Source organism: Pseudoalteromonas sp. NZS11_1 (assembly GCF_015864275.1).
GTDB lineage: Bacteria > Pseudomonadota > Gammaproteobacteria > Enterobacterales > Alteromonadaceae > Pseudoalteromonas > Pseudoalteromonas arctica.
In genome coordinates, this window is sequence record NZ_JADYXK010000015.1 from 86,043 (window position 1) to 99,866 (window position 13,824).

A 13,824-nucleotide genomic window follows, 5' to 3' on the forward strand; every position below is an offset into this window, starting at 1 on the left:
GGCTTTTTTTATGTTTGTTTTGCCACTAATATGCACTCATTGAAGTTTAGCTTAGTTAGTAACTAAGCATTATATTTAGTATTTAACCGTCACCTAGGAGCAAAATAATGAAATTTAGCTACGTAAACCCAACACTTATCCAGTTCGGCCAAGAACAAATTGCCTCACTAACTGATTTGATCGCAAAGGATCAAAAAGTACTTGTAGTGTACGGCGGCGGTTCAATTAAAAAGAACGGCGTGTACGACCAAGTTGCAGCAGCACTTGAAGGCTTTGACTGGGTTGAGTTTTCGGGTGTTGGCGCTAACCCAACTATAGAAGTACTAGACCAAGCAGTAAAAATTTGTAAAGAACAAGGCATCGACTTTGTACTAGGTGTAGGCGGCGGTTCAGTAATCGACGGCGTTAAATACATTGCAGCATCTGCAGTTTATGATGGCGAAGGTTGGGATATTCCTACTGGTAAGCACACTATTACTAGCGCATTACCAATTGGTGCAATATTAACATTGCCTGCAACGGGTTCAGAGTCTAACCAAAACTCAGTTGTGAGCAAAGAAGCAACAAAGCAAAAACTACCGTTTGCATCACCAGAAGTACTTCCTAAATTTGCGATTATGGACCCTGATGTAATGAAAACATTACCACAGCGCCAACTTGTGAATGGATTAGTAGATGCATGGGTTCATACCTGTGAGCAGTACCTAACATTCCCTGAAACAGCATTGGTTCAAGAAGGTTACGCAGAGGCACTTTTAAGAACGCTTAAAACACTGGGCGATAACTTTGAAAACCAAGACGACGCATGGCGTGCAAACCTTATGTGGGCAGCTAACCAAGCACTTAATGGTTTGATTGGTTCTGGTGTATCGCAAGATTGGGCAACACACATGATTGGCCACGAGCTTACAGCCGCTTACGGCGTTGATCATGCTCGTTCACTTGCTATTGTTCAGCCTTCTTTACTACGCAACCAATTTGCAGTTAAAAAAGCAAAACTAGAGCAAATGGGTAAAAACGTATTTGGTCTTGAGCAATCTGACGATTTAGCTGAGAAAACAATTTTAGCAATCGAAGCGTTTTACCACAGCCTTGACGTAGCGACCCAGCTTACTGAGCATGGCGATGATAAAGCCGCTGCTATTGACAATATTATTGGCAAACTTGAAGCACACGGCATGCTGGCACTTGGTGAAAACCAAGCTATTACGCTTAAAGAAAGCCGCGAAATTTTAGAGCAAGCAGTTGCTTAATTTTCAAAGCTAAGCGCTTACTTAAATATACTAAGTTTTAGCGTTAATAAAAAACCGTCGACCTTTAGGTTGGCGGTTTTTTTATGGTTTATTATAAATACTGTGTTGCTAATTAACCAATAAAGTCTGTATTAATGTTTTTTAATGATGATAGTAAACTGTGCTCAACGGTTAGGAAAAATCTAACGATTAAATAAATTAAAACAGGACTAAACTCATGAAATTACTAAACACATTACTTAGCTCAAAAGCAGGCGTAGCAGCATTAATTTTACGAGTACCAGTTGGCCTTATTTTAGCGGCGCATGGTGCACAAAAACTATTTGCTTGGTTTGGCGGTTACGGGCTTGAAGGTACAGGTCAATGGATGGCGAGTATTGGTTTAGAGCCTGGCTATTGGTTAGCAATGATGGCAGGTAGCGCTGAGTTTTTTGGTGGCATTGCATTAGCAATTGGTTTGTTAACTCGCCCAGCTGCTGTAGTTGCCGGCTTTACTTTGCTGATTGCTATTTTTAGCGTACATATTAGTAATGGCTTATTTATGGCAAACAATGGCTACGAATACGCATTAACGTTACTTGTAGTAACTGTAGTTTTAGCAATTCAAGGAGCGGGAAGCTTTTCGCTTGATAACGTATTAGCTAAAAAACTAGCTAATAAATAGAGTTTATTAATTGAAGAATAGCGGCCAATTTGGCCGCTATTTTTGTAGGTTAACTACTAAATTATTTAGCTGAAAAAGTTAAAGAATAACTGTACTGCTTTTGCTCAAGTAAATACTCTTTATGAGTACTTGGGCTCCATGAATCATCGCCACCTACACCCATATGTTGATGATCAATGTGTACATGTACGCAATCATCAGCAATTAGTTCGTTAGTGTGTTTTGCTTGCGTTAGCGTACTTTGCGAATACTCGCTGGCTGCAAACAAAAACGCGCCAGTTACGGTTAAGTTATTAATACTCAGCAATTGGCAATCGCTACGCAGGCCATTATCAGTTGGGAATATATACGGTGTATGTAGCTCATTTAAGCACAAACTGTAATAACCTAAACGTGCGGCGGCTTTGCGATCTGGGTAGTTTTCAAAAGGCCCTAAACCTAGCCAGTTTACTTTTGTATCGCTTTGCTTGTTAAGTGTTGTGCTTAGCCCTATACGCGGCATTGGTGGCAGAGTATCGTTTAAGTGCACGTCAATATTTAAGCTAATATTGCCGGTATTATTTAGTGTATATAGCCACTGTGTTTGAGCCTGTAGCACGCCATTAAATTCGTAATTAAATACACAAGTAATACGTACATCAACGCTTGATTGCACTGCGTGAATTGAGCTGCATGTGCGCTGCCATTGCCCTATACCTGCACGTAACCAACGAGCCTCCCATGCATTGGGGTCTAGATTGTCTACTTCGCTTACACCAATGTCGTTATCAAGTGGGGCACGATAAAAGTTATCAACCAGTGGGCTACTAATAACCTGAGTATCGTTTTGTAACCACTGCTCTATAAGCCCTGATTGTTGATTAAAAATCAGTTTAAATTTATCGTTTTCAATACTTAGTTGAGAGTCGGTTTCGCTAACACTTATAGCGTTTTGCTCAGATGATGATACAAATAACTTACTGCTTAAATTGTTACTATTTATAAGCTTAAACTGCTCTGAATCCATAACGTGATTAGCGTTTGCAAAGTGTGAGTCGTTAACTAATGCTACATCTAAATTAAGGTAATATTGCGCACCTTGCTCAAACGCTGTTTCAGTTTTAATAGTTAACGTGTGTGTACTTTGCGGAGCAATATTAAGTACATGCTCGCCTTGCTCAACACAGATGCCATTTTGCATTAACTGCCAAATAAGCTTTTCGTTATCGGTATGTCTAAATACGTAATCGCTAAATACATCAATGGTGTATTGGTTTTGATTTTGCTCACGCAATGTAAATTGTAAATGTTGCTGGCTGTATTTAGCTTCAAACAGGCTAGGGTGCGGCGTACGGTCTGGGAACAATAACCCGTTTATACAAAATTGACGGTCATTTAGTTCATCACCAAAGTCGCCGCCGTAAGCCCAATAATGCTTGCCGTTTTCGTCTGTTTTAGATAAACCTTGATCTACCCAATCCCAAATAAAGCCGCCTTGCAGGCGTGGGTATTCTCTAAATGCTTGCCAGTAATCGTCAAAGCTACCTAGGCTGTTACCCATTGCATGGGCGTATTCACATAAAATAAGCGGGCGAGTTTCACCTGGTAGGCTTAGCCACTTTTTAATAGAGTATTTAGGTACCGCATCGTCTTTAATATCGGTATCTACACGGGAGTACATAGGGCAAATAATGTCGGTAGCCGTTGTGTTTGCGCCGCCACCTTCGTATTGCACAGGGCGCGAAGGGTCAAAGATTTTTGACCAACCGTACATAGCATCATGATTTGCACCATGCCCGCATTCGTTACCCAGTGACCAAATAATAATTGAGGCGTGGTTTTTATCGCGCTCAACCATTTGTGTATAACGCGACATAAATGCACCAGCCCACTGCGGATCGCTTGCAAGCCTGCCCATAGGAAACATGCCATGGGTTTCTATATTTGCTTCATCAACTACGTATAAACCTAGCTGGTCACATAGCTCATAAAAACGGGGATGATTAGGGTAGTGAGCAGTACGCACGGCGTTAAAGTTATTTTGCTTCATCAGCTTAATATCTTCAATCATATCGGCGGTAGTAACTGCATGACCGTTTTCTGGGTGGTGTTCGTGGCGGTTAACACCGCGAATAAGTAGCGGCTTGCCGTTTACACACAGTTGCCCGTTAAGCATTTCTACTTTTCTAAAGCCAATGTCGTAGGCTTCAACATCGACGGTATTGCCATGCTCATCAAGCAGACTTACAACGCAGCGGTATAAGTACGGGGTTTCGGCGGTCCATTTTTTAGGGCTTTGTATATCAATTGTTTGAAATACAACATCGCTCCAGCCACCTTTTTCATCAACACGTTTATTGTTAGTACTTTGAATTTGTGGCTCACATAGTGGTGTTTTATCATCAAAAATTTGCACTGCTACTTGGTAGTTATTCGGCGCATTAATCGCCGTTTTTATATGTAGTGCTGCATCGCGATAGCAAGCGTCTAAATCGGGGGTTATAAACACATCACGTATTTGGTTTTGTGGTTTTGTAAGTAAGTTAACATCGCGAAAAATACCGCTTAGCCACCACATGTCCTGATCTTCTAAATAACTGCCATCGCTCCAACGAATAACCATAACGGCAATACGGTTAGTGCCTGCAACTAACAGTTCGCTTAAATCAAACTCGCTCGGTAAACGGCTATCTTGTGAATAACCCACCCACTGTCCGTTACACCACAGGTGAAACGCCGAGTTAACGCCTTCAAAAATAATATGATTACGCTGAGTTAGCTGACTTTCGCTTATATTAAATTCAGTGCGGTAACAGCCTGTAGGGTTGTCGCTTGGTACAAAAGGCGGGTTAACTGCAAATGGGTACTTAACATTACAGTAAATAGGTTTATCAAAGCCGTGTAATTGCCAGTTAGAAGGCACTGTAATACTTTGCCAGTTGCTGTTTAGTGTTTCACTTAGCAATGACTCATCAACCGCTTCGGGTTTATCAAATAATTTAAAGTCCCATTGCCCATTTAAACACTGTTTTTGTGGCTGTGTATTGGTGCGAGCATGTTCAACGCTTTTAAAACCATTGAGTGGGCTGTGCGCTTTTACTTGATTAACTTGTACTGAAATTGGGTTTTCCCAATCTCGGCGATTAATTATGTGCTGTAAAGAGGTCATGTTTATCCTATTGCATAAGCGGGCAATTATAATGCGCTAAATATAGCTAAAAATAATCGCAGGGGTTATGCTTAAAGCTCTCCTTTATTTGTCCAAAACTATCATTGTAATTATGCGCTATAACATTAAAGACATACTCGATATTGGTCCGCGTTGTATAGAGCGCTTTATTGATTCACAAACGCTCGCGCAAATGGCAAACCTTGAAATAGCACTTGCGGGTTGCTCAAACCTATCGGGTCGTTATTGCGTAGCACGCTCAGCACCGCTAGAACATACACTTTTTTATACGCTTGCAGGGCAGGGTAAATTAACAACACAAAATGAGCAGTATACACTTAATGCCAATACACTTATTGTGCTACCAGCAAAGCAAAGCTTTGAAGTGAAAATTGATGCTGAACATTGGGATGTTATTTGGTTAAACCTTGCAAATACTAAACGTTGGCAGCATTTAAACTTAGCGCAAGCACTGGTACTAACCGAGCAAAAACTTGAACCGTTACACCTTGCTATGGAGCTTTTATACAGCGAGCCTAATGCTAATTTACGCGAAAGCGTAACGCCTATTTTAAGTCATTACTTAAATGCTACGCTGCAAAATAACTCACAGGGTGCGGCGCATAACCGTTTAATTAGTCTGTTTGAAGAGGTAGACAAGCGCTTGCAGTTTGATTGGACAATAGAGGTAATGTGCGAACATGTGCATTATTCATCGCCGCATTTACACCGTTTATGCCAAGCCCAATTTGGTAAAAGCCCAATACAACAACTTATTTATTTACGCATTGAGCGAGCTAAAAACTTACTGTTAAACACGGCTTGGCCAATTTCGCATGTGGCAAGTTATGTGGGGTACTCTAATATTTTTAATTTTTCCAAACGTTTTAAGAAGTCGGTAGGTGTGTCGCCAAGCGAATTTAGAAAATAACGTTAGCGGCTCTCTACATTTGAATAAATTTAAGGTATTGTGCGATTTCTTAAATTGCATTTTAGAGTTTTAGGTAGGTAATGCGCTCAAACCGTTTTTTAATAGTGATATTATTAGTGCTTGTACATAGCTTTATTAGCTGTGATGGTGCTGCGTATCATTTGCAAGAAGACGTTGATCACGTAACCAGTTCGTTATCGCAAGGCGACTCCACAGCCGATGATAACCAAAGCGATAAGACATCAACTACCGAGATTCATGCCCACCAACATTGCCATTGTGGCTACAACAGCACCTCTAGCCATTCAATAAGTCCAGAGCAAAGTAAAGCAACTTCGCCTGCGTGCTATAACGGGTTAAATTACCCGCCAGATGTACCGCCACCAAATTTTTATAGCTAGCTTTTAATTTTAAATACTTTGTAAAAACTGCCTGCGCTTGTGCGCTATTAGGCTAGTTATTTACATATTTAGGTTGCTTGATCGCGCTTGTTTTTAAAATAGGCGTAGTGATTAAGTTAACTCTGTTTGTTAAAAAACGGACACGCTATATGAATAAAAAACCAATTATGCTGGTGGCGCTAATGTGCGCGCTACCTGCTTTTAGTACTTTGGCGAATGTTAAAACATTAACCCTTAAGCAGGCACTGAGTAATACCGAACAACAAAATCTGGTATTAAAACGCTACCCGTATCATCAAAAAATATTGAGTGCGCTTAAATCTCAAGCTGCTCTTTCGCCTAATCCTGTATTGAATATTGAAGCTGAAAACTTACTGGGCACAAACAAGGCGCGTGGCATTCAAGGCGCTGAAATAACACTTGGGCTTAGCCAACTAATAGAGCTGGGCGATAAGCGCCAAAGCCGTATTAATTACGCAACCGCCAATATTAAAGCCCAAGCAATACAGTATCAAAATACCCGTTTAGCCTTATTAGCAACCACTGCTGAGCGATACTACCAAGGGCTTAAATTTCAAACATTATTAAGTTTAAATAGTGAACGTAAACAGGTAGTTACTCAAGCGCTTAAAGCGATTGAACAAAGAGCTAATGCGGGTGCTGCGTCGCAAGCTGATGTAACGCGCATGCGTTATGCACTTAGCCAAGTAGAGCTTGATAAAGCCATGCTTAATAGTGAATTTGAGCGAGCAAGTTTATCGCTTAACGAGCTGTGGAGTGAGGAGCAATCCTACGATACTTTTGCTGGCAATATTAATGCAATTACTGCGCTTAAATCAGCGCAAGCACTTTTAGATGCGGTTAACCAAGCCCCTGAATTTGCATTATTACAACAGCAATATTTACAGCAAACAGCTAATTTAACACTGCAAAAAGCAAACGGACAAACCGATATTAATGTAGGGGGAGGCGTGCGCTATAACCAACAAAGCGACTCCAGCTCATTAGTGTTTTCGTTTTCTATGCCACTGCAATTAAGTAATTCAAATAGCGGAAATATTGCAGCTGCAAATAGTCAGCTCATGCTTTTAAATGAGCAGCAAGGGCAATTGCGCATCCAGCTACGCCAGCAAGTACGTACTTTGTACGCTTATTATCAAGGTCGAGCTAATCAGGCAAAGCTATTATCTGATCAAATTATTCCTCAGGCACAAACATTGATTGAGCAAAGCTTAAAAAGTTATCAACGCGGACAAATTTCGGTGTTGCAATTGCTTGATGCTCAACAAGCACTTTTTGATTCTAAACGCACACTTATTACCACTCACGCAGAGCTGTACCAAGTGCTACTTACTCTTGAGCGTTTAACAGGCCAATCTTTAATTGAGACTCATCAATCATGAATAAAAATATAATCGCATTACTAGTATCACTTTCGTTTGCCAGCAGCTTTGTAAGTACACATGCATTTGCCTCTGCTGAGCATGGCGAGTCAGGTCATAAAGAAACAGAACAAGACGAGCAAAAGCAAGGTCCACACGGCGGCTTTTTATTAACTGATCCTAAATTAACCCTTGAGCTTAAATTGCAAGAATTTGCAGGTAATGTTGAGCTGCGCGTATACGGCTATAAACAGAATAAGCCAATTAATATAAACGACTTAAACATAACAATGAGTTTAAAGCGCTTAGTTGAAGCGCCGCAAAATATACAGTTTGCAGCTGAGGGCGACTACCTTGTGAGCACGCAATCAATTAACGAACCGCATTCGTTTGCACTTGCCGTTACTGCTAATTATAAAGGCGAGAGCATTAGCTATGAATACGATCAACACGAAGGGCAAACTACGCTAACAGAGCGAGCTATTGAGCGCGCAGGTATTAAAACCGAGATAGCGCAAAGTGGTGAAGTGGATATTACCGATACGCTTTTTGGCGTTATTGCACCAACACAACATGGCACGGTAGAAGTAATGGCGCCGTATACAGGATTGATCAGTGATATTTTTGTAAGCATTGGTCAAAACGTTAAAAAAGGCGAAGTACTTGCCAATGTAACCAACCGGGAAACACTGCAAAACTACCCTATTAAAAGCCCAATTAGTGGCGTTGTAACCGAGCAATACTTAAAGCGTGGCGAGCTTGCAAGCACCAGCGCACTAATGCAGGTAGTTAACCTTGATAAAGTATGGGTTGAGTTATCGGCTTTTCCTGAAAACATTGAAAAACTAGCCATTGGTCAAAGCGCTAAAGTGTACGACTTGCATCACCATTTAAATACGCAAGGCAAAGTGTTTTTTATAGCCCCAATGATGACTGGCGGGCACATAGCGCGTGCCCGTATAGAGCTTAATAACCCAGACGGGCATTGGCGCCCAGGCATGCATATAAATAGCGATGTAAGTGTGGCTAAAATAAATGCCAGCGTGCGTGTAAAGCCACAAGCAATTCAAGAATTTAACGGTCAACCCAGTGTGTTTGTTCGTAAAAATAATGTATTTGAAGTGCGCCCCGTTACCTTAGGTGCAAAAAATAGCGAGTGGGTAGAAGTACTTACAGGCTTAAACGCAGGTAGCGAATACGTAACAGACAATAGTTATGTCATTAAAGCTGATATTTTAAAAAGCGGCGCAAGCCACGCTCACTAGGAGGCACCATGATTAATTGGATAGTTTCTTTTGCGGTTAAACGCCGCATGCTGGTGCTTGCGCTTACATTTTTATTTGCTGGATTTGGTGTATACAACATTCAAAATTTAGCAGTAGACGCAGTACCCGATATAACAAACGTACAAGTGCAAATTAATACCAAAGCGCAGGGTTTTACGCCATTAGAGGTAGAGCAACGCATTACTTATTTGGTAGAAACCGCCATGGCGGGCATACCTAAGCTTGATTACACCCGTTCGCTTTCGCGTTATGGGCTTTCGCAAGTAACGGTTATTTTTAATGAAGGCACCGATATTTATTGGGCGCGTCAGCAAATTGGTGAGCGTATTCAAAGTATTCGCTCCGACTTACCTAATAACGTAGAGCCAAACTTGGGTCCTATTGCCAGTGGTTTAGGCGAAATATTTACTTATAGTGTGCACGCCGCGCCTAATGCGTTAAAAGAAGATGGCACTGCTTACAACGCCGAAGACTTACGCACTTTGCAAGATTGGGTTATTCGTCCGCAGCTTTTAAAAGTAAAAGGCGTTACCGAAATAAACAGCCAAGGTGGTTTTGAGCGCCAATACCAAGTAGCGCCAGTGCCCGAAAAACTCATTGCCTATAAGCTTACTATTAGCGATGTAATTAGTGCACTTGAGGTTAATAACAGTAACCGAGGCGCAGGTTATATTGAGCGCTTTGACGGGCAATATTTAGTACGCTCGCCTGGGCAGCTTAAAACGCTAGAAGACATAGCCAATACCGTTATAGCTAAGCGCGACGATGCACCTGTACGCATTAAAGATGTGGCTAACGTGCTTTTAGGCAAAGAGCTTAGAACCGGCGCGGCCACTTATAACGGCGAAGAAACCGTGCTCGGCACCGCCATGATGCTAATTGGCGAAAACAGCCGCGTAGTGGCAAAAGCTATGGCTGATAAGTTAATTGATGTGCAAAAAAGCTTACCCGCTGGCGTTATTGTTGAGGCAGTTTACGACCGTACTACTCTTGTTGATAAAACCATAGCAACCGTGCAAACCAACTTATTTGAAGGTGCCATTTTAGTGATAGTAATTTTGCTATTACTGCTGGGTAATGTAACGGGCGCGCTTATTACGGCAATGGTTATTCCGTTGAGTATGTTGTTTGCCGTTACAGGTATGGTAGGTAATCGCGTATCGGGTAACCTAATGAGCCTAGGCGCAATCGACTTTGGTTTAATTGTTGATGGTGCTGTAATTGTAGTTGAAAACTGCCTGCGCCAACTCGGTGTAGCTCAGCATAAACATGGCAGGCTACTTACTTTAAACGAGCGTTTAAATGTAGTGACCGCAGCCACCAAAGAAGTATTTACACCGGCTGTATTTGGTATTGTTATTATTATGCTGGTTTACTTACCTTTATTTGCACTAAGCGGCGTTGAAGGCAAAATGTTTCAGCCAATGGCGTTTACTGTAGTTGCGGCGTTAATTGGCGCGCTTATATTTGGCGTTACATTTGTACCGGCTGCTATTGCAGTGTTTGTTCGCGGTAAGGTTGATGAAACCGAAAACGCAGTCATGCGCGGCGTTAAAAAAGTGTATAAGCCATTACTTGGTATATCGCTTAAATTACCGTGGTTGATGGTGGGTATAGCCACTGCATTAGTATTGGTGCTTGGTTTTAAAGTTAAAAACATGGGCGCAGAATTTTTACCAAAACTTGATGAGGGCGATATTGCTATGCACGCGCTGCGCATTACTGGCACCGGTATTGAGCAATCTGTGCAAATGCAAAAAGAGCTTGAGCAAGCCATATTAGATCAGCCTGAGGTTGCTAACGTATTTTCAAAAATTGGTACTGCCGATGTAGCAAGCGATCCTATGCCGCCTAATGTGGCCGACACCTTTTTAATACTCAAACCGCAAGATGAGTGGCCTAATCCAGCACTTACTAAAGCAGAATTGGTTCAGCAAATTCGTACCCGTGTTAACGATGTACCGGGTAATAATTACGAATTTACACAACCAATAGAAATGCGCTTTAACGAGTTAATTGCTGGCGTGCGCGCCGATGTGGCACTGCGTATTTATGGTGACGACTTAAGCGTACTTAAAGAGTTTGGCGAAAAAGCCACAGGGCTAATGCGTAATATTGCAGGCGCTACCGATGTACGTTTGGAGCAAATGGAAGGATTGCCAACACTTTCGGTAACACCAATGCGCGACCATATGGCGTTATTGGGTTTAAGTGTAAACGATATTCAACAAACACTTGCCGCCGCTGTTGGTGGTGTGCAAACCGGACTAATTTACGAAGGTGATAAACGTTTTTCGTTATTAGTGCGCCTTGATAAGCGTTGGTCTAGCGATGTATCAGCACTTGCTCGTTTGCCAGTTGCTTTACCTAAAGATAGTAACCCAGAACTTGCATTTGTACCGCTTGGCGAAGTAGCAACAATCAGCATTGAAAAAGGGCCTAATCAAATAAACCGCGAAAGTGGTAAGCGCAATGTAGTAGTAACTGCCAATGTAGAGGGGCGCGATTTAGCAAGCTTTGTAAGTGATGCGCAAGCGAGCATGAATGAATCACTTAATTTACCAAGTGGCTATTGGCTTGAATACGGCGGCACGTTTGAGCAGCTACAATCGGCAAGTAAGCGATTGTCGTTGGTTGTGCCGGTCACTTTACTGCTTATATTTGGCTTACTGTATAGCGCCTTTGGATCGCTTCGTGATTCATTGATTATATTTAGTGGTGTGCCACTGGCATTAACGGGTGGTGTGCTTGCGTTATTGCTGCGCGATATGCCGCTTTCAATATCAGCGGGTGTCGGCTTTATTGCCCTAAGCGGTGTCGCGGTATTAAACGGCGTGGTTATGCTGTCGTTTATTAAGCAATTACGAAGCGATGGTTTAAGCTTGTTTGATGCAATTCACAGCGGTGCATTACAGCGCCTGCGCCCAGTATTGATGACTGCGCTGGTGGCAAGTTTAGGCTTTATACCTATGGCGCTTAATTCGGGAACGGGTTCTGAAATGCAAAAACCTCTCGCGACAGTAGTGGTTGGCGGGATTATTTCATCAACTCTACTAACACTGTTAATTTTGCCCGCGCTTTATAAGTTAGTACATTCTAAATTTACTAAAAAAGCAGAAGCTGAATTAGTTTAAATACTAGCTATTGATAATGTAATAAAAAAAGCAGCTGTACTTACAGCTGCTTTTTTATTTGGGTATTATTTAGCAAAAATACTACATTAATTATATTGAAACAGATTATCCCAACGCTCATCTAATATCGTTTTTGCGTGTTCTAAATTTATTGCGCTATACACATCACTAGTGCACGTTACCAAACGCATACGTACCAGCTTTTCAAGTGCGTCGCTAATTTCAAAATCAAGATCGCACTGGTATTTGCTTTTAAACCAATGCTCTATTTGTTCATCAAGCGTTTGGGCGGTTAAGCCGCTTTCTGATTTTAGTAAAAAGGTATACGCAAGCAGGGCTTCTTTTATGTCTTCTTCTTCGGCAGCGTCAATAAGCGTGTGAAAAACACCCGCGTTATTATCAAGGTTTTTAAAGTAGAGGTTATTGCTAAGCGCTTTCATAAATTTAATTTTACGGTTTTTAAACTTACTCCATTCTTTAAAAATAAAGCTGCCAAATACTCCCATGCCAATAGCAAAGGTAATAAAATGTTGTTGGGTCATTTCTACAGCTTCACTTCTAAAACCACCCCAAAAAGCAAACAAAGCAAGCAATAATACGATTGATGCGCCAAGTTTAGTTATAAGTACCACTGCACCGCCAACTAAAGCCGATGAGCCAATAATTGCTTTATCAATAGGGCGCATGCGTACTTCGCTATTAGGAAATAGCATTTCGAGATCGGCCTTTGGCACATTTTGAAACAGCTTTACTATGGTTGAGCTTGGCTCAAATCCCATTGGCGTTTTATTTTTAGTTTCAAAATAAGCGCTGTCTTTAAAGCGAATAAACACGGCAACACGGTCGTAATTAGTAAAGTGCAGCGGCTTTTTACGCAAGCCCCAAAAGCTGGTAATGGTTTCAGTGAGTTGCGACTCGCCACGGCGATAAAAAACCACTTCTTCAAAGTCGTCAAATTCAACTTCAAGGCGCACCTTAAATAGTGACTCTTCGTTTAATGCATCTTGTAAGTCTTCATTGGTGATCACTTCAAAATTAGCGGCATTAAGCACCTTAGCAAAATCTTTAGCAAACTCATGTTGGCACTGCGCTTTTTGATCCGCCGATACTGGCGCTAACGATCGCGTGTCACTGTTGGGATCAAAAGGGGCGTAGTTGTTTTTAAGTGACTCAAGTGTTGAGTGGTAATCGTAATGAATAAGGCTTGCTAGTAAATCGCAAAATTGTTTAAACGATGTTTTTTGTGTACTGCTTTTAAGCTCTTCGCTACACATATCAACAATATCTTGCTTTCTAAAGGGAATAAAACGCGCACTTTGCATAAATTAATAACTACTGTGATAGGGAATCTAACTGCATGGGCACATAATAAAATATTCTTATGGATATTACTAATTTGTTAATGCAGTAGGGCGTATTGATCATTGGTGGTTGAATTTGCAGCTGTGTGTTTGGTTTTTAGGCAAGGCAGAGCCTATGTAGTGTGGTTATTCCCCATAAATAAGGCGATAACGCAGCATAAATACCAAACATGCGCTGCCCTCTGGGTTCTTTCTAGGGACGATTAACTCTTTGTTGCCTACATGGATGTCATAGGTAGGTACTTAAGAAAAACATTAAGTACA

Annotated in this window: 9 protein-coding genes; 7 read left to right on the forward strand and 2 right to left on the reverse strand. The window is 41.5% G+C overall.

Translation table 11 applies throughout. The features are described 5' to 3' along the window. The first annotated feature begins 107 nt into the window (after positions 1-107). Complete coding sequence (locus I6F44_RS12155; protein WP_007587207.1) at positions 108-1,253, forward strand: iron-containing alcohol dehydrogenase; 1,146 nt, start codon at positions 108-110, stop codon at positions 1,251-1,253. Positions 1,254-1,470: 217 nt separating this feature from the next. Continuing rightward, positions 1,471-1,917 (forward strand): DoxX family protein, encoded by a 447-nt coding sequence (locus I6F44_RS12160; protein WP_165743284.1) that lies wholly within the window; start codon positions 1,471-1,473, stop codon positions 1,915-1,917. A 61-nt stretch (positions 1,918-1,978) separates the two neighbouring features. On the opposite strand, the gene I6F44_RS12165 is transcribed toward I6F44_RS12160, so the two are convergent. After that, positions 1,979-5,065, reverse strand: coding sequence for a beta-galactosidase (locus I6F44_RS12165; RefSeq protein WP_197173845.1), 3,087 nt, complete (start codon positions 5,063-5,065; stop codon positions 1,979-1,981). A 112-nt stretch (positions 5,066-5,177) separates the two neighbouring features. Between I6F44_RS12165 and I6F44_RS12170 the strand changes: the two genes are divergently transcribed. The 5 genes from I6F44_RS12170 (at position 5,178) to I6F44_RS12190 (ending at position 12,199) form a co-directional block, all read left to right on the forward strand. Continuing rightward, positions 5,178-5,996, forward strand: coding sequence for an AraC family transcriptional regulator (locus I6F44_RS12170; RefSeq protein WP_024594100.1), 819 nt, complete (start codon positions 5,178-5,180; stop codon positions 5,994-5,996). A gap of 80 nt (positions 5,997-6,076) precedes the next feature. Next, positions 6,077-6,397 (forward strand): hypothetical protein, encoded by a 321-nt coding sequence (locus I6F44_RS12175; protein WP_008135125.1) that lies wholly within the window; start codon positions 6,077-6,079, stop codon positions 6,395-6,397. Positions 6,398-6,546: 149 nt separating this feature from the next. After that, complete coding sequence (locus tag I6F44_RS12180) at positions 6,547-7,800, forward strand: TolC family protein (protein ID WP_197173846.1); 1,254 nt, start codon at positions 6,547-6,549, stop codon at positions 7,798-7,800. Continuing rightward, the gene (locus I6F44_RS12185; RefSeq protein WP_197173847.1) at positions 7,797-9,044 is read left to right on the forward strand and encodes an efflux RND transporter periplasmic adaptor subunit; all 1,248 of its coding nucleotides are present in this window, start codon (positions 7,797-7,799) and stop codon (positions 9,042-9,044) included. The genes I6F44_RS12180 and I6F44_RS12185 overlap by 4 nt, the downstream gene beginning before the upstream one ends. Before the next feature lie 8 nt (positions 9,045-9,052). After that, on the forward strand, positions 9,053-12,199 hold the full coding sequence (locus I6F44_RS12190; RefSeq protein ID WP_197173848.1) for an efflux RND transporter permease subunit: 3,147 nt from the start codon (positions 9,053-9,055) through the stop codon (positions 12,197-12,199). Positions 12,200-12,285: 86 nt separating this feature from the next. Here I6F44_RS12190 and I6F44_RS12195 read toward each other — a convergent pair whose 3' ends face one another. Further along, positions 12,286-13,521 carry a TMEM143 family protein gene (locus tag I6F44_RS12195; protein ID WP_197173849.1) on the reverse strand — a complete coding sequence of 412 codons (1,236 nt, stop codon included), beginning with the start codon at positions 13,519-13,521 and terminating at the stop codon, positions 12,286-12,288. Positions 13,522-13,824: the final 303 nt, after the last annotated feature.

Bases quoted from the DNA above. Each gene is read 5' to 3' on its own strand.
- I6F44_RS12155 (WP_007587207.1), top strand. From the start codon at position 108: ATGAAATTTAGCTACGTAAACCCAACACTTATCCAGTTCGGCCAAGAA.
- I6F44_RS12160 (WP_165743284.1), top strand. From the start codon at position 1,471: ATGAAATTACTAAACACATTACTTAGCTCAAAAGCAGGCGTAGCAGCA.
- I6F44_RS12165 (WP_197173845.1), bottom strand. From the start codon at position 5,065: ATGACCTCTTTACAGCACATAATTAATCGCCGAGATTGGGAAAACCCA.
- I6F44_RS12170 (WP_024594100.1), top strand. From the start codon at position 5,178: ATGCGCTATAACATTAAAGACATACTCGATATTGGTCCGCGTTGTATA.
- I6F44_RS12175 (WP_008135125.1), top strand. From the start codon at position 6,077: ATGCGCTCAAACCGTTTTTTAATAGTGATATTATTAGTGCTTGTACAT.
- I6F44_RS12180 (WP_197173846.1), top strand. From the start codon at position 6,547: ATGAATAAAAAACCAATTATGCTGGTGGCGCTAATGTGCGCGCTACCT.
- I6F44_RS12185 (WP_197173847.1), top strand. From the start codon at position 7,797: ATGAATAAAAATATAATCGCATTACTAGTATCACTTTCGTTTGCCAGC.
- I6F44_RS12190 (WP_197173848.1), top strand. From the start codon at position 9,053: ATGATTAATTGGATAGTTTCTTTTGCGGTTAAACGCCGCATGCTGGTG.
- I6F44_RS12195 (WP_197173849.1), bottom strand. From the start codon at position 13,521: ATGCAAAGTGCGCGTTTTATTCCCTTTAGAAAGCAAGATATTGTTGAT.